Raw genomic sequence first — 18,134 nt, forward strand, 5'->3', positions numbered from 1 at the left:
GCCTGCGGATCACGCCTTGATTGTGTCGAACCCCTGGCCGTACACGCCCGAGACGGTCCCCATGGTTATGAAGGCCTCGGGGTCTATCTCCTTGATCAGACGGAGCACCACCTGACTCTCGCTCTTGCGGGCGATCACCATGAGCACCTTCACCTCCTGGCCTGAATACCCGCCCACCCCGGGAAGTATCGTCAACCCCCGCCGCGCCACGTGAATGATGTGGTGCTGCAGCTCCCGGTGGCGCCGGGAGAAGATGAAGAACTGCACCGTCTCGTTGGTTCCGTTGATGATGAGGTCTACCGTGTAGGTGAGAATCGCCATGCAGACAAAGCCGTAGATCATCGTTTCCAGGGAGCGGAAGAGGAGAAAGGAACTGCTGATAATCACCGTATCGATACACAGGAGCAACCGCCCCAGGGAAATATTGCGGTACTTGTTGATGATCATGGCGATGATATCGGAACCGCCGGTACTTCCACCGTTGAGAAAGACGATCCCGCTTCCCACCCCGGCAAGAATACTCCCCGTCACCATGGCCATCATCGTCTCCGTGAGTATGGGCCCCTCCACCCGGCGGCTCACCAGGGAGAGGAAGAGGGAGAAGACCGTGATCGCGTAGATCGTCTTGACCCCGAAGGATGCCCCGATGATCCTTATGGAGAGTGCGATCAGCACGAGGTTGATCGCCAGGGCTGCCGCTCCGATATCGAGACCCGCAAGAAAATGGAGCACCGTGGCCATTCCCGTGGCTCCCCCGCCGATAATCCCTGCGGGAACAATAAACCCCGCCCACCCTGCGGCCCCCAGGGCGAGCCCCCCCGTGAGGAACAAATACGATTGCAGGGTCCGGGCTGTCCGGGTTACCATGGTCGACATAATGTGTGCGGCCCCTCCGTGGTACAGCCGGGGGCCCTCTGCCAAGGGGGCCTCTGCCGGTGGTTGCTTCGCCGGGGAGCTCTGGAAGGCCTGCCCGGCGGCTCTCATACTGCGCGGTTGCCGGGGGTTTGTGCAACCGNTGCTGCAGCCTTACAGCGATTTGCATCACTCGCCGGCAGGTCTTACACTGAATGACAGGTCTGGCACTGAGTGGCGGAGCTGTCGGTGGATAGCAGAGCTGGTCCCGGAGGCAGTGGTCGCCTCCATGGGCCTTGATACAGCAGCTCCGAAAGAGCACGTGGCCCCGGGAGGGCCGGAGAAAACAACCATGAGCAGAATACTCGTCGTGGACGACGATAAAGCGAGCCTTCTCCTGGTCGAGAAGGTCCTGAAACAGGCGGGGTACGAGGCAACGGCCCACCTCTCTCCCGCATCGGCCCTGGACGCCTTCTGTCTGGATCACTTTGACCTGATTCTCTCGGATTACTATATGCCCGGAATGAACGGGGACAAGTTCCTGGAGGAGGTCCGCTCCCGGGACGAGGAGATTCCTTTTGTCTTTCTGACGGGCAACACCGATCTGGAGCTGGCCGTGAACCTGGTCAAGCAGGGTGCCGACGACCACATCACCAAGCCCATCATTCCCGAGAATCTTCTCTTCCGGGTCGGGAAAACCCTGAAGGAGAAGGAACAGCAGCGCCTGATCCGCCAGGTTGAGCAGGAGCGCAAGCTCCTGGAACTGGAAAACAAGCAGCTTGCAAACTGGCGCCAGCTCTACGCAGCAAAGGATATCACCCAGACCGAGCAGATGGTGGGGCTCCTCTCGCGCACCGTCAACCAAGCCGGGGGGTTCATGTGGCTGGATCTCCTGGAGAGCGTGGTGACCCCCACCGACGACGGCCAGGGTGTTATTCTGGGGTCCGAGCTCTACACCATGATTCTCACGGCAGCCAGGGCGCAGCGGGACATCTTTCAGTACATTACCTTCATCGGGGAGCTGGACAAGCTGGAGCTGGACCTCCATCGCCTCCCGGCCCAGGCCGTGACGGAAGAACTCTTCCGGTATTGCCGGGAACTCTTTCCCCAACTCACGGCCGACCCCGAGCGCTCCCTCGCNGAGGTTCCTCCCCGGACCGATATCCCCGGCACGGTGACGCTGGACCGGGAGAAGATCCAGGATATCCTGCGGGAACTTCTGATCAATGCCCTGAAATATTCCCCCGAGGGATCTCGGGTGGTTCTGGAGATGGGGCTGGCCACATCGCCGGAAACGGGGCAGCAGATTCTCGAGATTATCCTGCAGAACGATTCAAAAAAGACGACCACCAGAGATAAATCGGGCCAGCCCGTGGTGGGGATTCCCTACGACTACAGCGAGCTGGTCTTTGATATCTTCTATACGATTGAGGCTTTTCCGGTCCGGAGCGACCAGGAAAAATGGGGCGACGGCACAGGNTTGTATGTGGCACGAAAACTGGCAAAACGCCACGGCGGATGGATCGCCGCNGGGAACGGGATCGACTATACCGCCGACCCCCCCCGGTCTTTTGTACGGCTTACCCTGCGGTTACCCCTGAGCGAATGACCTGTACCAGGCAGAAGGACCTGAACGAGGAAGGGAGAAAAACTGTGGCAAAAAAAATTCTGGTGGTGGATGACTCGATCTCCATGCGGCAAATTATCTCGATTATCCTCTCCGGGGCGGGTTACCAGCCGGTTCTGGCCGCCGATGGCCCCGAGGGGCTGAAGCTGCTGGACGATCAGACCGAGCTGATTCTCTGCGATTACAATATGCCCAATATGAACGGCGTGGATTTTATCAGCCGNGTTCGTCAGGGGAGGATCAACGCGGCGGTTCCCATCGTGATGGTTACCACCGAGAGCGAGGACGCCCGGAAGCAGGAGGCCAAAGCGGCCGGGGCAACGGCGTGGCTCACAAAACCGGTGGAGAAGGAGGCTCTGCTTCAGGTGGTCTCCAAGGTTACCCGAACCCTGGAGTTCTGAGGCGGCCATGAGTTCCCTCCAGATTCAGCAGGAACAGGACCGGACGGTGATCACCATCGCGGGGAGCCTGAACTACGGCACGGCCCCGCAGTTGCACCAGGCCCTGAAAGAGGCCCTCCCCCTCCGGGGCACGCTCCACCTGGTCCTGACCGGGACAGAATCGCTGGATCTGGCGGGGATTCAGGTGCTCTTCTCGCTCTTCCGGACAGCCCGGGAGGGAGGATGGGACTGCACCATCGATCAGGGAGAGGCCGCGCCGCGGATCGACAAGATGCTCCGCTTTGCCGGGCTCGCACCCCTGGGGAGCGACCAGCCATGACGATGCACACCGACCCCCTGGAAACCTTCCGCGATGAGGCCCGGGAACTTCTGGTGGCGCTGGAACAGAACCTTCTCGCCCTGGAAGAAACCCCCTCCGATCAGGAGATGATGGGGGCAGCTTTCCGCAACCTCCACACCATCAAGGGCTCTGCCGGCATGTTCGGTATGGATGTTCTGGTGGAGCTGGCCCATCAGGTAGAGTCGGTCTTTGCCCTGGTGCGAGACGGAAAGGAGCAGGCCTCGCAGGGGCTGCTCTCGCTGGGGTTCCAGGCAAAGGACATCCTGGGGGACCTTCTGGCACACCACCCTCCGGAGGAGGCCCTTCGGCAGCGGGCACAGGAGCTGAAGGAGGCCTTCGCCCTCTACGATCACGCTGCGCAACGCCCTTCCCGGGAGGATTCCTCCTCCCCGGCGCAGCCGGGAACGGGGGANCGAACCGAGCGAACCTGGCGTGTTCATATTACCCCGGGCCCCCAATTTTTGCGTCACGGCAACAATCCCCTTCTGCTTCTGCAGGAGCTCACCGATCTGGGGACTGCCCTGGTGATGGGCTTTTCCGACCAGGTACCATCCCTGGAAGAACTGGACCCCCAGACATGCTACCTGACCTGGCAGGTTCTGCTNACCACCACGGCAACGGAACAGGAACTTCAGGAGATCTTCATCTTTGTCGGCGATGACGCCCGGGTAGAGATCACCCTGGTGGACGACGTGACCGAGGCAGAGCTCCCCTACAAGCGACTGGGCGAGATCCTCCTCGAACGGGGGGACATCGACGCCGCAGCCCTGGAGTCTGCCATCAGCGAGCGGGCCTATCTGGGCGAAAAACTGGTGGAGCAGGGCTTTGTCTCGCCCGAACGGGTCCAGTCGGCCCTGGAGGAACAGCGGTACGTCCAGAAGCACCGGGAGCAGCGCCGGTCCGCCGAGGCNGGCTCTTCCATCCGGGTAAGCACGGAAAAGCTGGGAACCCTGGTAAACCTGGTGGGAGAGTTCGTGGCGCTCCAGGCGCACCTGGCCCACACGGCCGAGACCACCGAGAACGATACCTTCCTCCAGATGAGCGAACAGATGAACCGTCTGGTGCGGGAACTCAGGACCACGGCGATCGAGATGCGCATGGTTCCCATCCAGCTCCTCTTTAGCGGGTTCCTTCGGCTGGTGCGGGATCTCTCCCGGGAGCTGGGCAAGAAGGTCTCCCTGGTTACGCGCGGGGGCGAGACAGAGCTGGACAAAACGGTGATCGACCTTCTGAAAGACCCCCTGATGCACATTATCCGCAACAGCCTGGATCACGGGATTGAGGACCCCGACCTGCGCCGAACCCGGGGGAAGCCCCCGGAGGGAACGGTCACCCTCAGCGCCGCCTACGCAGGCGCGCAGGTCCTCATCACCATCGCCGACGACGGTGGCGGCATGGACGCCGACCGGATTCGGGCCAAGGCGGAGCAGAAGGGGCTCCTGGAACCCGGGCAGGATTACCGCCAGGAGGAGATCCTGCAGTGCATCTTTGCACCCGGGTTTTCCACGGCCCAGGAAACAACCAACGTCTCCGGCCGGGGGGTCGGCATGGACGTGGTTCAGAAAAATCTGGAACAGCTCTCCGGCTCTGTGCGGGTTACCTCGGTTCCCGGCGAGGGCAGCACCATCACCCTGCGGATCCCCCTCACCCTGGCCATTGTGGAGGGCCTGCTGGCGGGGATTGGAAACAACCTGTACCTGATCAACCTGAGCTACATCGAACGATGCCTCGATCTCGCCGATATCCCCCGACGCAGGGGAGAGATGTTCTTTGACTACAACGGGGAGATCGTCTCCCTGCTGGATCTGCGGGAATACTTCCGGCTCACCACAGACCAGGAACCGCCTCACCGCCACGTGGTGGTGGTCTCGGCGGGGGATCAGCGGATCGGTCTGGTGGTGGATGCCCTCCACGACACCTACCAGTCCGTTATCAAGCCCCTGGGCAGCCTCTACGATGGCGTCGAGGGTGTGGGGGGGGCGATCATCCTGGGTGACGGAACGCCGGCTCTGGTCCTCGATGTGGATCGCCTGACCCGGCTCAGCGAGCAACCCGCTCAAACCTGACCTGGATCAGGGACCAGGCGCCACCGCCCCGGAGCTCACGGAAAACCGGATGGCCACTCCCAAAAGAAAGACCGCCACCTCTTTTTCCTCGACCTCCTCGATATCGCCGTAGCGGGTAGCGTGGAGAAAGAGATCGGTCCTGCCGAAATCGCCGGAAAAACGCAGCCCCGCCTCGCTGTAGAGATCCAGATCGATACCGCCCGAACGGAGCGCCAGCACCGCCGACTCCACCAGAACGAACCATCGAGGACGATCCCCGGCTATCCCCCGCGATCCCGGGGGGAGACCGGGGGGCATCTCCTGCCCCTGAAGGGTGAGGGTGGCCTTGAACCGGGCCCGGGGCTTGTCGTAGGGGGCGTTCCACATCTCCAGAAGGGTGAGATACCCCCCCCGGAGCGCNCCCGCTATCCNCCACCTGCCCAGCCGGACCGGATCGGGGGCGTAGCCCAGNCGCAGATAATCCGTGGTGGTGACCTCGTAGTTTTCCTCGGCGTCGTCCCGGAAGGGATGAAAGCTGGAGCGGGAATACTCGGCAAGAAGGCTGCCGGAACCCAGCCGCGCCGCAGCGGTGGCGCCGTACTCGAACTGCACGGCGTCCATGCGCCATTCCACCCGGGTGGGAGGATCCCAGTCCTCGGGCCCCGGTCCCGAGGTGAGGATCGAACGAAAGAAGACACCNCCGGCGAAGGCCCCGCGAAGCTGGAAGAGCGTCGCCGCACCCCCGGCCCGGGCCTCAAAAAGATCGTAGTCGCTCCCGCGCAGGTCGTACCGCCAGTGACCGAACTCGTAGTCACCTCCGGGCATCCAGAGCGAGGAGCCGTGGCCAACACCGTGAAGGGGGTTCACCAGAGCCAGTGGTTTGGGATATTCCCGGGCGCAGACCACCCCCGGAGCGAGAACCCAGGCCGCCAGAAGCGTTGCCCTCACACCGATTTTTCCGGATCCGGCCATCCTGNAGAATTCTAGTAGAGTCCGCCCCGCAGTTCAACCGCAAAACAGCCAGAGTCGACNGGTTTCTNTTTTCTGTGNCTCCCGGGTATGTTCGGCTATGCCGCTGGCACGAAGATCGTTACCTTATTACAATGAAAGGTGGCGGTGTCCCCTTGGGGCCTGGTGAACCATCGCGGTTCAGCGGGGTCGGCGTCACCGCAGTCAGGTACAATATGGAACAGCCAGGTACAGGGGNCAGAATGAAACGAATTATTTCCCGGNTGTTGGTCTTGTGCGGGGTGGCGGTCTTTCTTCCCGGGGATATCCTTGCAGAGGAGTTGCGCGTGGTTGCCTCGGGCAGCTTTCCTCCCTACGTCTACACCGATGACAGGGGAGANNTCACGGGCATTACCACGGAGTTTGTCAGGGCCGTCCTCGAGCGGGCCCGGATCCCTGAAAAGATAACCCAGNACCCTGTCTCGCGGGCGATGCACCTGGTGCGGGAAGAACCCCGGGTCATGATCATGACGGTCTTCCGCACACCNGAACGGGAAGAAGCGTTTCACTGGATCGCGCCGAGCAGCCCNCCGATCACATCGGTCCTCTTCNGCCTGGCCCGGCGGGACGATATCCGGCTGGAGACGCTGGACGATGCCCGGCCNTACCGAGTGGGCGTGGTGCGGGGGAACAACCTCCACGAGCTTCTCCTGGCCCGGGGGTTCTCCGAACCGGCCCAGCTGGACCCGGTGGTCCGCAACGACCAGAACATCTCCAAGCTCTTCCACGACCGGATTGATCTCATGGCGGGCCGGGAGATGCCCACGGCCGTGGAGATCCAGGACCTGGGGCTCTCCTGGGAGGAGATAACCCCCGTACTGACCCTGGATAGCGACGTGGTCTGGATGGCCTGCAGCCCCGACACGCCGGAAGATATGGTTCTGCGCCTCCGCACCGCGGCCCGGGAACTCCACCAGGANGGGGTCCTGGAGGAGATCCACCGGCGCTACCTCTTCGGGCTGGGCATGATCGCTGCGGCAGGATTCCCCCTCCCGACCCCGGAGTAAGCGGAGGGTTCCGGGAGACGACTCCCTCCCGGGGACCCACCAGCAGGGGGGGCTCAGCTGTTTTGTTTCGTGGCGCCCCGCCACCGGAGCCAGATCCCCCTGATACGATCCGAGACGACCGAAGAAGAGAAGAGGAGCGTTCCCAGGATCACCACGATGATGATCACGCTCAGCGGGCGGGTAAACACGGCTGTCACATCGCCCCGGGAGGAGAGCATGGCTCGCCGGAACTCGGAGTCTGCCATGGGCCCCAGAACCAGCCCCAGCGCGAGGGGTGCTATGGGATACTCCATCTCCCGCAGGATATAGGCGATGATACCAACGGTGATCATTACCAGAATATCAAAGGACCGGAAGTGGCCGGCGAAGGAACCGATCACGCACACCGCAACGATAACGGGCATGAGAATCCGCCTGGAGACGGTAAGAAGACGCACAAAGAATTTTGCCAGTCCCAGCCCCAGAAAGAGCATGGCGAAGGTGGCCAGAAGAAGGAGCAGCGCCAGATGGTAGGTAAAACCGGGGTGCTCCATGGCCAGCATCGGACCGGGCCTTACTCCGTGGATCACCAGGGCCGCCAGAATCATCGCCGACGCCCCGCTGCCGGGAATCGCCAGCGTGATGATCGGGATCAGCGTACCGGCAATACCGGCGTTGTTCGCCGTCTCGGCGGCGGCGATCCCCTCGTGATTCCCCTTCCCGAACGTCTCTGACCGCTTTGAACGTTTCTTGGCAACGCCGTAGGCAACCCAGGCCGCGATATCCTCACCGGCACCGGGAATGGCCCCGATGATCACTCCGATGATCCCCGATCTGATCGTCGTGGGAATGAGCGGCACGATCTCCCGCAGCGGGGGAACGATCCTTCNCGCCCTGGTCTTTATCTCATAGGGGTTCTCCTCCTTGAGAACCATGAGAACTTCGGAAATTCCGAAGGCACCGATCAGCGCCGGCACCAGGGCAACGCCGCTCATGAGCTGCATGTTTCCGAAGGTGTAGCGGGGATAGGCGTAGATCGGATCGAGACCTACCGTAGCGATGAGAAGCCCCAGAAACCCCACGGTCCACCCCTTCAGGGCGAGCTCCTTGCTCGAGAGCGTACCGCAGAGCGTGATACCCAGGAGGGCAAGGAGAAAGAACTCCCAGGCTCCCATGGTAAGGGCAAGNCGCAAGATCAGGGGCGTCACCAGGACCATACAGAAGATCCCGAAGAGCATTCCCAGAAAGGACGTTACCGTTCCCAAACCTATGGCGAGCCCTCCCTCGCCACGCCGCGCCATGGGAAACCCGTCCAGAGCAGTGGCCGCAGCCGAGGGCGTGCCCGGAATATTTATCATNATCGACGAGATGCACCCGCCGTAGATCGCTCCCACAAAGATTCCGATCAACATGGCAATGGCGCTGTTGAATCCCAGCCCGTAGGTNAGACCCACCAGAAGCGCCAGGGTCATGGTGGCGGTGAGACCGGGGATGGTCCCGACCATGATCCCCAGAAAGGTTCCGGCAAGAACCATGGCAATTACCTGCCACTGGAAGACTCCCTGCGATACCCCCGCCAGGAGCGACCATTCCTGAAGAAGGAAGTGAAAAAAATTAGTCATACCTGTTTCCCTTCGTGTATTCTCTGGCGGCTGTCACCGCCCGTATCTCCCTGTTTCCCGAGCCCGCTGGCCCCGCTACGATTCCTCGTCGGGTGCGGCGATCCTCTCCAGCCCCGCCTCATCACACCCCGCCTTACGGGGGACTCCCACGGCANAGGTCTCACGGCAGGGGAATGTGAAGAACCGACCGGAAGAGGAAGACGATAATCAGGGCAGTCGAAGCAGAGATAACCACGATACCCAGGGGTTTTGCCGCTTTGAGATACCACAGCAGCGAAGACAGAAAGATAAAACTGGCAATACCGTAGGAAAGAAGAGGAATCAGGACAAACCCGTAGAGGACGATCATCGTGGCGATGATGCTGACCCTGATCAGACGTTGGTTGCGCAAAACCTCCAGGGGACGGGAAAGGGTGTGAACGGCCTTTCGGGCCCCTCCCTTTTTCAGGGACATCACAAAGATCACCAGGGCCATGACAAAGATGCTCGCCGAGAGAACCATAGGGAAGATCCCCGGAGCATCGAGGAGCCTCCCGTAGACCCTCATTCCCAGGGCTTGGGAAAAGGTCCACAGTGACCCGGCCATAAGAAATACCGAAAAAACCAGGTCTGCCCCGACCACATCGGCGGGCCGGGCAGAACCGGGTGTCGCGTCTTTCTCCTGATTCATAAAAACTCCTTCCTGTTACACACAGGGTATCGCACACAGGCACTCGACACAGCCCGGCAGGATAGCCCGGGGGACCTTATCCCCCGGACCACTACCCTGCAATCAGTACTCGACATTCCATCCTGCGGGGGGCCACACCCAGTCTTCCGGCTTGGGTATGTCAAAGGAAGCGGGGGAGTGCTCGGCGATCCCCGCCGCCTCGAGGGCCCAGCCCACGTTGGACTCCACAAAGGACATGATCCTGTCAGCTTCTTCTCCCGTCACTCCCGAGACCAGCAGTCCCCGGCTGTCGGCGAACTCCTGAACCGACGGCTGCTGCACGGCCCACTCGAAGGCCTCGCGAATCTTGCGCCGGATCTCCACCGGTACCGACCGGGGGACGTAGATGGGCCAGCTCTCCTGGATGTTCTCAAGGTGAGCCGCCGGCGGATAGGCAGCCCCGATATTGGGAATGCTCACCGTTTTTCCATCGATCTCGATCTCCACCGGTTCGGTGGTTCCGAAAGCCGCGATGGGATGAACCTCGCCGGCGCGCACAAAGTCGAGGACCGCACTCATCGCCACGGGAGCGATATCGGCCTCGCGGCGGATCACCGCTACAGCAGCCGGATGACACCCTCCGTAGGGGGTGTAGGTGATGCTTCGGCCCCCGGAGAGGCTGTGAACCTCGTCAATAAAGAGATGGGGTTCAGATCCCAGGCCAGTGACACCGGCAACGACATCTTCCCGCTGGAAGTATTCTATCACGTCGTCCATCGTCCGGATCGGCGAATCCTTGCGAACAACCAGCAGCGAGGGGCCGATAACGGTCATAAGAGTCTCCCACTCACGCCAGTCCGTGTTGGAGAGGCCCCGTAGTTTCAGCATGACCGCCAGCGCGGAGTTTCCCGTTCCGAACCAGGTATAGCCGTCGGCCTTCTGGTTCAGCACGTAATCGGCTGCAACGGCACTGTCTGCACCAGGCATGTTGACCACCGTGATTGACCGGCCGAAGAATTTCTCCATCTCCGCCACGATGGGACGAATTGCCGTATCTGTTCCACCTCCCGCTCCGTAGCCGATCACGATCGTGGGCGTTCTCGACGGAAAGGCATCGGCTCCCTTCTCCCCCTGGCCGCCTGCAAAGGCGAGGGAAGCAAGGAAGCACACCAGGATCATCGCAATTCCTGTTTTTTTCATGGTATCAAACCCTCCTCTTTCTGNTTACCCGTTTCTGGGCACCGATTTTGATTGTCCGGTTCTGATCACCCGGTTCTGATCACCGGGCTCCATTCCAGGATCGCTCTCCCGGGGATACTGCTCCTGCAGAAAGCCCTCCCCGCAGAACCCCTTTCTGTGGAATCAGCTCCGGCGGCATCCATCAGGANGCCACGAACCACACCGCGCGGCCGTGCACAACCACACGCTCCACCTCNGAGCATTATGGGCCCGAAAATCCGGGGGGTCAAGAAAAAAAGAAAAATTCTTTCGTTGCATGAAATTTTCTTTCGTGTTATCGTTTTTGGTATGATGGAAAGCCAAAGCTGTTTGTATNTCATTTCATCGCTTCTGGACGAGTTCTCAAGCAAGGAGCGTCAGATCGGGGAGTTTATCCTCTCGAACCCCTCGGCCGCGGTCTATCCCACGCTCCAGGAGCTGGCAGACACCATCGGGGTCTCCGAATCTGCCCTCTTCCGGTTCGTAAAGAAGATCGGCTACGACGGCTACCGCTCCTTCAGGATCGCCCTGGCGACGGAGACGGTGGAGCCCCCCCGAGCGGTCTACGACACCGAGGAGGATGCAACCGACGCATCGTCGGCGATACGAACGGTCTTCGATACCAACATCGCCGCCCTGGAGCACATCAGGAACACCCTGGACAGGGAGTCCTTCGAGAGAGCCGTGAAGAGCATCATCACCGCCTCCCGGGTATATCTCTTTGGGCTGGGGGGATCGGGCCTGATCGCCCAGGATGCGTACCACAAGTTCCTGCGCACGGGGATCCGGTGCAGCGCTCCCGGCGATTTCCATCTCCAGCTCATGCAGGCATCCCAACTGCGGCCCGACGAGACGGTGCTGATCGTCTCTCACTCCGGGTCAAACAAGGATGCCCTGGCCCTGGCCGAGGGGGTGAAGGAACGGAAGGCAACCCTCATCGGCATGACCAGCAACTCCAACGCGCCCCTGTGCAGAATGGCTGACATCCTTCTGCTTTCCGAGCGATGCCCTCCCCCCTGCGTCAGAGAGGCCTTCTCCACCCGCATAACCCAACTCTCGATCATCGACGCGCTCTACCTGAGTCTCATGAACCACCTGGGAGACGAAGGACGGGAGAGCATCACGCGAATGAGGGAGGCCATATCCCGTCGGCGCTTGCGGGGCGATACATCGATCGCCTGAANCCCGAAGACAATCATCTCCAGAGAAAGGAAGAACCGATGACGTTACAGATCAAACCCGAGGGAACCCTCGATTTCATGGCCCTGGGAGCCCTGGTGCTCCGCCTCGATCCGGGAATACGCCCCTTCCACACCGCCCGGAACTTTGAGGCCCACGTGAGCGGCGGCGAGTACAACTGCGCAGCAAACCTGGCCGACTGCTTTCGGCTCAGGACAGGAATAGCCTCGGCCATGGTGAACTACCCTCTGGGAGACCGTGTCAGGCGAAGCCTCCGTGCCATGGGCGTGACCCCCCTGTTCAAGGATTTTGACCATAACGGGGTCACGGGGCCGAACATCGCCACCGTTTTCAGCGACCGGGGACAGGGCGTGCGTCCCCCTGTGGTGTTCTACAATCGCTCCAACGAGGCTGCCGCAGCCCTCAAACCGGGGGACTTTGACTGGCAGGAGATATTCTCCCGNGGAATCCGCTGGTTCCACAGCGGGGGAATCTTTGCCGCCCTCTCGGAGACCACCGGCGAGGTGATCATCGAAGCCATGAAAGCCGCCCGCCAGGCAGGAACGGTCACCTCCTTTGACCTGAACTACCGGGAAAAACTCTGGAATCTCCGGGGAGGCCCCGAGAAGGCCCGGGAGGTACTCCACCGGATCGTGGAGCANGTGGATGTTCTGGTGGGCAACGAGGAAGACCTCCAGATGGGGCTGGGCATCGCGGGCCCCAGTGTGGCGGAACGGGAAAAGGCCTCGCTGGATCCGGGGACCTTTCTCTCCATGATCGACGACGTGCGCCAGCGCTATCCCCGGATGAAGGTGGTGGCCACAACCCTTCGGGAGGTGGCCTCCACAAACCGTCACCGCTGGAGCGCCGCCGGGTGGATAGGCGGAGAGTCCCTGGTTGCACCGGTCTGCGAGCTCGATGTCCTGGACCGCGTCGGCGGTGGCGACGGCTTCGCCTCGGGCCTCTTCTACGGCTTGCTCTCGGGCCAGAGCCCCGAAGAGGCGCTCCGCACGGGCTGGGCCCACGGCGCGCTGCTCACCACCTTTCCCGGGGACACCACCATGGCTACCCGGGAGCAGGTCCAGGCCTTTGCTGCGGGAGGCTCCGCCCGCATCCAGCGGTAGGTAGAGACCGATGGAACGAATCAAGGAGAAACCCGCCCCCCACGGCTCCCCGGGGGAACACCAACAGCCCCTCCAGGCCGAACTGGGGATCATCGGCCAGGCCGTGATGGGCCGGAACCTGGCCCTGAACGCCTGCGAAAAAGGCATCACCGTGGCGGTCTACGACCGGGACCCATCCCTGGTGCGGGCCCTTGCAGACCAGGCGGGCCGGGAGATCCCCCTGATCCCGGCCTCCTCTCTGGAAGAGTTCCTCCAGGCCCTGACCAGGCCACGGAAAATCCTCTTCATGATCAGGGCGGGAGATCCGGTGGACCAGCTTCTGGACGAGGTGACCCCGCACCTGACCCCGGGCGATATCGTGATCGACGGGGGGAACAGCTACTACCAGGATACCGCCCGGCGATCGGAAACGCTGAAGGCCCGGGGAATCCGTTTTATCGGGGCGGGNATCTCGGGCGGCGAAGAGGGGGCCCGCTTCGGCCCCAGCATCATGCCCGGCGGGGACGAAGCGGCCTGGCCCCTGGCAGCCCCCGTTCTCCAGGCTCTGGCAGCGGTCTCGGCGCAGGGAACCCCCTGCTGCTCCTGGGTGGGCAGCGGCGGAGCCGGCCATTTTGTCAAGATGATACACAACGCCATCGAGTACGCCGAGATGCAGGCCATCGCCGAGGCATACCACCTCATGAAAGATCTCCTGGGCCTGGACCACGGCGCGATGCACGAGACCCTTTCCCGATGGAACGAGGGCCCGCTGAAGAGTTATCTCATGGAGATCACCGCCTCCATCCTGGTTCACCCCGACAGGGACGGGTCACCCCTGCTGGAGAAGATACTCGATCAGGCAGGACAGAAGGGAACGGGAAAATGGTCAGTCCTGGAGGGGCTCGACCGGAACGTCCCCCTTCCTTCGGTGAATGCCGCAGTCTCGGCGCGACAGCTCTCTTCGCTCCGGGACGAACGGTGCCGGGCGGCAGAAATCTTCCCCTCGATCCCGGGGGAATCCCTGCGGGGAAGCCTGACAGAAGCCCGACGGAGCGACCTGCTCCAGGATCTGGAACAGGCACTCCTGGGGAGCAGAATCATCACCTATACCCGGGGATTCGAGATCATCGACGTTGCGGCGCGACAGGAGGGGTGGGGAACAAACCTGGGGAAACTGGCCCTGCTCTGGACCAGGGGATGCATCATCAGAACACCCCTTCTGGAAGAGATCGCCCGGGCCTGCCGTGCCGATCCCCCACCGACCGATCTGCTGCTCTCCCCGGCTCTGGCGGANCCCCTTCGCAGAGCTGCTTCGGGCTGGCGGCGGCTCGTGGCTGCGGGGATCGAGGCGGAGATTCCCCTGCCCGTTCTGGCNGGGGGCCTCACGTTTTTCGACGGCTACAAAAGCCGCAGCCTCCCGGCGAATCTGATTCAGGCCATGCGGGACTATTTTGGAGCCCACCTCTACCAGAGGCGCGACGACGAATCGGGTGCGTACCATCACACCGACTGGACGGGGTCCGGAGGAGCAGTTTCCTCGAGCCTCTATAATGCGTAGATTAGTATCAGGGATGATCCCGGCGGGAGCCGGGGATCGTTCCCGTCAAGAAAATTGATCCAGCCAGGAAAAGGAGCCCAGAGTGTCACATACAGCAGAGACATCACCCACGGCAGATATCGGACTGATCGGACTGGCCGTGATGGGACAGAATCTTGTTCTGAATATGAGCGACCGGGGATACTCCGTGGCCGTTCACAACAGGACGGTCAGCAAAATGAGAGATTTCCTCCAGGGCCCCGCAGCGGGGCGTTCCATCTCCGGAGCCGAGACCCTGGAAGAACTGGTGGGGCGCCTCGCCTCTCCCCGGAAGATCATGCTCATGGTGAAGGCCGGCGAGACGGTAGACACCTACATCGAAGGCCTCCTTCCCCTTCTGGAGAAGGGCGACATCATCATCGACGGGGGCAACAGCCACTACCCCGACACGGAACGGCGCACGGCCCTCCTCGAGAGCAGAGGGCTCCTCTATATCGGCACTGGCGTCTCCGGCGGCGAGGAGGGAGCGCGCCAGGGCCCCAGCATCATGCCGGGTGGGTCCAGCGCCGCCTGGCCTGCCCTGAAGCACCTCTTCCAGGCGATCTCCGCCCGGGCAGCCGACGGCACCCCCTGTTGCGACTGGGTGGGNAGCGGCGGTTCCGGACACTACGTAAAGATGGTCCACAACGCGATCGAGTACGGCGACATGCAACTGATCAGCGAGGCCTATCACATCATGAGAACCCTTCTGGGCATGAGTTACGACGAGATGGCCCGGGCCTTNGACTCCTGGAATCAGGGCCGTCTGGAAAGCTACCTCATCGAGATCACCGCAGCCATTCTGCGAACCCGTGACGACGATGGGTCCCCCCTGGCAGAGAAGATCCTCGACGCAGCGGGCCAGAAAGGTACGGGAAAATGGACCGTGGTGGACGCGGCNCACCTGGGGGTCCCCGTCACCCTGATCGCCGAGGCCGTCTTCGCCCGCTCCCTGAGCGCCCGTACGGAGGAACGCCAGCGCGCATCGGCCATTCTGGGAGATCTCTCTCCCGCCCCACCCGACCTGGACGAGGCAGAGAAGGCCCGAATTCTGGAAGATCTCGAGGCGGCGGTCTACGCAGCGAAGATCACCAGCTACGCCCAGGGGTTCATGCTGATCAGGGAAGCGGCNCGGGAATATTCCTGGGAGATCGATTACGGGGCGGTGGCCGCCATGTGGCGGGGAGGATGTATCATCCGGAGCGCCTTTCTGGAGGACATCACCGCCGCTTTCAGGGAGAAACAGGACCTGGAAAGCCTCCTGCAGGCGCCCTTTTTTGCGAAGATCATGAGGGATGCCCTGCCCTCGTGGCGCCGCACCGCCGTGCGGGCCATCGAAGGGGGCCTGCCCGTGCCGGCTCTCTCGTCGGCTCTGAGCTTCTTTGAAGGGTACCGCTCCAACCGGCTTCCGGCAAACCTCCTTCAGGCCCAGCGGGACTACTTCGGAGCCCACACCTACGAACGGGTGGACAGGCCCCGGGGCGAGTTCTTCCATACCAACTGGACGGGCACGGGGGGAGACGTGGCGAGCGGAACCTATAACGCCTGATCGGCTGATCCCGGGGCGTCTGATACCTGGTATCCCCTGGCGGATCATCTTTCGCTGNGGCCGTGAAACGGGTATACTTGGAGCGTGGTGGAATATCTCAAGGAAATCTACCGTCGCTACAAGGATATCCACGGCCCCTTGCTGGCAAAGGGGCTGAGTTTCTCGGCTCTCTTTGCGGTGGTGCCCCTCTTATTCCTTCTTACCCTGGCGGGCAGCTTTGCCCTCACCCCCAAGGTCCAGGCCCTNCTGGANCAGGAGATCCTCTACGTTCTTCCCGTGGGNGCCCAAAGATCGATCATGCTGGGGCTGGAGCGCTACGCCAGTGCTCCCGGTTCGCTTTCGNTCATTACCCTGGGGGTCTTTCTCTACACCGTTCATACCCTGTTCTTTGATATTCACCGGGTCATCCGCGCAGCCTTCGGGCTCCCTCTGGTACGGGGAACGGCACGCCTCAGGGCACTCGCGCTGAACGGCGTCTTTCTTTTGCTGATCTACCTGAGCGCCCTCATTACCCTGGCNGTGGCCCTGGCGGGATCCTACCTGCCAGGACCGTCCTGGCTTCTCTCGCTGGCGGCCCGCCTGAGCGCCCTGGCGATCCAGACGGCTGTTATCTGGAGCATGCTCCGTCTCTCCTCGGGGCTGCCCCTGAAGATCACCCGGAGCATTCCCGTGGCGTTCCTGGCTGCAGGCGCCTGGCAGGGAGCATCCTGGATCATGGCCGAGGTGGTGGTCTCCACCGGCCGGCGGGTACTGGTCTACGGGGTCCTGGCCTCGGCTATCTCCCTGCTGGCNCTCACCAGGATCTATGCGGAGATCCTGCTGCAGGCAGCGCTCTGGACAGCTCTGCTACACCCGTCTGAGCCGCCTTCCGGGCAAGAACCCCCGCCCCNACCACGTTAGCGTTCAGCCCCCGCTCGTCGATAACGCTGGGCCGCAGGTAGTTCATGAGCCCGAACTTCCCCAGGAACCGCTGCGTGCTGGGGCCGAAATAAGGCAGGGCGTAACTGGGTTTTCCCCCCAGGCAGATGGGAACCCCCGGGGTGAGGCCGTCCGCGACGGCCCGCTTCACCATGGTTCGGGTAGCGTGGGCCAGGATCTTTCCGTAGAGCCGGTCGGCGTTCACCGCCGCCTCGACGCGCATACTCGAGAGCTTGCTGATGTATTTCCCCGCTTCTCCGGGGTTATCCAGCCCTGCCACCTCATCAAAGTCCANGAACCGCGTATAGAAATCATCGTCCCCCACCACCGCCCGAAAGAGCCGCAGTCGGCCGGGACCACTCAGGATCATCTCTGCCCGGAGCGAATCGGGGTCCCCTCCCGGCCCGGCCAGATGGGACAGGTCCTGGCCGTATTCCTCCCGCAGATGGAACTCGAAGCGCTCGAAGCTGGCTCCCACCTCCAGAAAGACCTGACGGAGCATGATTTTTTCCAGGCCGATGGAATAGCCCGGCTCTGCCGTGGGGTGCAGTTCGCTATCGTCACCGGACCAGTCTGTGGCGGGGTACTGCACCTCCCCCTCCCGGGAGATCCAGGCTCCGCCCCAGCCCCCGCCAAAGACCCAGTAGAGAAGCTCCACCTGCAAGACGCTCCACTCGGCAAGCCCTCCTGCATTGGCATCGTTGTCGATTGCCACGGGCACACCGTAGTAACTGCCCAGACAGGTGCAGAGATTATGACCCTGGAGAAAGGGTATGTTATGGACCAGCAGAAAGGACCCGTCCCGGGAAAGGATTCCCGCCGTGGCGATCCCGATCCCCTCGAGGCCATCCCGGGCCAGGCCGGCCTCGGCCACGAGCCGGTCAACCGTGGCGATCAGGCCCGTACAATAGCTGTTCCATCCCCCGCCGTAGCGGTCCACGGGAAACTCACCCTCCCGGATGATCTCGTGGGGCGTGAGGCAGAGCGCCACCTTGGTGCTTTGGCCCGCCCCGATATCGATAGCCACAAGAAACGACATGGCCCCATGGTACCCTAGTTAT

At 62.2% G+C, this 18,134-nt stretch carries 15 protein-coding genes; 10 read left to right on the forward strand and 5 right to left on the reverse strand.

Annotated features, from left to right (window positions below; all coding sequences use genetic code 11):
* Positions 1-9: 9 nt before the first annotated feature.
* Positions 10-876, reverse strand: a complete 867-nt coding sequence (locus tag B071_RS0108895; RefSeq protein WP_018526749.1) for a YitT family protein — start codon at positions 874-876, stop codon at positions 10-12.
* A 328-nt stretch (positions 877-1,204) separates the two neighbouring features.
* On the opposite strand from B071_RS0108895, the gene B071_RS0108900 reads away from it, so the two are divergent.
* The 5 genes from B071_RS0108900 (at position 1,205) to B071_RS18480 (ending at position 7,280) form a co-directional block, all read left to right on the forward strand.
* A complete protein-coding gene (locus tag B071_RS0108900; RefSeq protein ID WP_040587972.1) occupies positions 1,205-2,461 on the forward strand; it encodes a hybrid sensor histidine kinase/response regulator in 1,257 nt (418 codons plus the stop codon).
* Complete coding sequence (locus B071_RS0108905) at positions 2,458-2,880, forward strand: response regulator (protein ID WP_018526751.1); 423 nt, start codon at positions 2,458-2,460, stop codon at positions 2,878-2,880. The genes B071_RS0108900 and B071_RS0108905 overlap by 4 nt, the downstream gene beginning before the upstream one ends.
* A 7-nt stretch (positions 2,881-2,887) precedes the next feature.
* Positions 2,888-3,199, forward strand: coding sequence for an STAS domain-containing protein (locus B071_RS0108910; protein WP_018526752.1), 312 nt, complete (start codon positions 2,888-2,890; stop codon positions 3,197-3,199).
* Positions 3,200-3,201: 2 nt separating this feature from the next.
* Entirely contained in the window at positions 3,202-5,286 is a 2,085-nt protein-coding gene (locus B071_RS0108915; protein ID WP_051075280.1) for a chemotaxis protein CheA, read from the forward strand.
* Between the two features lie 1,190 nt (positions 5,287-6,476).
* Positions 6,477-7,280, forward strand: coding sequence for a substrate-binding periplasmic protein (locus B071_RS18480; protein ID WP_157703108.1), 804 nt, complete (start codon positions 6,477-6,479; stop codon positions 7,278-7,280).
* A gap of 53 nt (positions 7,281-7,333) precedes the next feature.
* On the opposite strand, the gene B071_RS0108930 is transcribed toward B071_RS18480, so the two are convergent.
* From B071_RS0108930 to B071_RS0108940, 3 genes are all read right to left on the reverse strand, one after another.
* Complete coding sequence (locus B071_RS0108930; RefSeq protein WP_018526756.1) at positions 7,334-8,881, reverse strand: tripartite tricarboxylate transporter permease; 1,548 nt, start codon at positions 8,879-8,881, stop codon at positions 7,334-7,336.
* A 160-nt stretch (positions 8,882-9,041) separates the two neighbouring features.
* Positions 9,042-9,551, reverse strand: coding sequence for a tripartite tricarboxylate transporter TctB family protein (locus B071_RS0108935; protein WP_018526757.1), 510 nt, complete (start codon positions 9,549-9,551; stop codon positions 9,042-9,044).
* Positions 9,552-9,653: 102 nt separating this feature from the next.
* A complete protein-coding gene (locus B071_RS0108940) occupies positions 9,654-10,730 on the reverse strand; it encodes a Bug family tripartite tricarboxylate transporter substrate binding protein (protein ID WP_018526758.1) in 1,077 nt (358 codons plus the stop codon).
* A gap of 330 nt (positions 10,731-11,060) precedes the next feature.
* Here B071_RS0108940 and B071_RS0108950 point away from each other — a divergent pair, with 330 nt between their 5' ends.
* From B071_RS0108950 to B071_RS19150, 5 genes are all read left to right on the forward strand, one after another.
* Complete coding sequence (locus B071_RS0108950) at positions 11,061-11,930, forward strand: MurR/RpiR family transcriptional regulator (protein WP_026245110.1); 870 nt, start codon at positions 11,061-11,063, stop codon at positions 11,928-11,930.
* Positions 11,931-12,007: 77 nt separating this feature from the next.
* Positions 12,008-13,051, forward strand: coding sequence for a PfkB family carbohydrate kinase (locus B071_RS0108955; protein WP_438829673.1), 1,044 nt, complete (start codon positions 12,008-12,010; stop codon positions 13,049-13,051).
* A 10-nt stretch (positions 13,052-13,061) separates the two neighbouring features.
* Positions 13,062-14,588 carry a decarboxylating NADP(+)-dependent phosphogluconate dehydrogenase gene (gene gnd, locus B071_RS0108960; RefSeq protein WP_018526761.1) on the forward strand — a complete coding sequence of 509 codons (1,527 nt, stop codon included), beginning with the start codon at positions 13,062-13,064 and terminating at the stop codon, positions 14,586-14,588.
* An 82-nt stretch (positions 14,589-14,670) separates the two neighbouring features.
* Positions 14,671-16,155 (forward strand): decarboxylating NADP(+)-dependent phosphogluconate dehydrogenase, encoded by a 1,485-nt coding sequence (gene gnd / locus B071_RS0108965; RefSeq protein ID WP_018526762.1) that lies wholly within the window; start codon positions 14,671-14,673, stop codon positions 16,153-16,155.
* A gap of 87 nt (positions 16,156-16,242) precedes the next feature.
* Entirely contained in the window at positions 16,243-17,055 is an 813-nt protein-coding gene (locus B071_RS19150) for a YihY/virulence factor BrkB family protein (protein WP_157703109.1), read from the forward strand.
* On the opposite strand, the gene B071_RS19640 is transcribed toward B071_RS19150, so the two are convergent.
* Positions 16,949-18,112: an ROK family protein gene (locus B071_RS19640; RefSeq protein ID WP_018526765.1), complete on the reverse strand. Its 1,164-nt coding sequence runs from the start codon at positions 18,110-18,112 to the stop codon at positions 16,949-16,951. The genes B071_RS19150 and B071_RS19640 overlap by 107 nt on opposite strands.
* Positions 18,113-18,134: the final 22 nt, after the last annotated feature.

Source organism: Alkalispirochaeta alkalica DSM 8900 (genome assembly GCF_000373545.1).
In the GTDB taxonomy this organism is placed as follows: Bacteria; Spirochaetota; Spirochaetia; order DSM-27196; family Alkalispirochaetaceae; genus Alkalispirochaeta; species Alkalispirochaeta alkalica.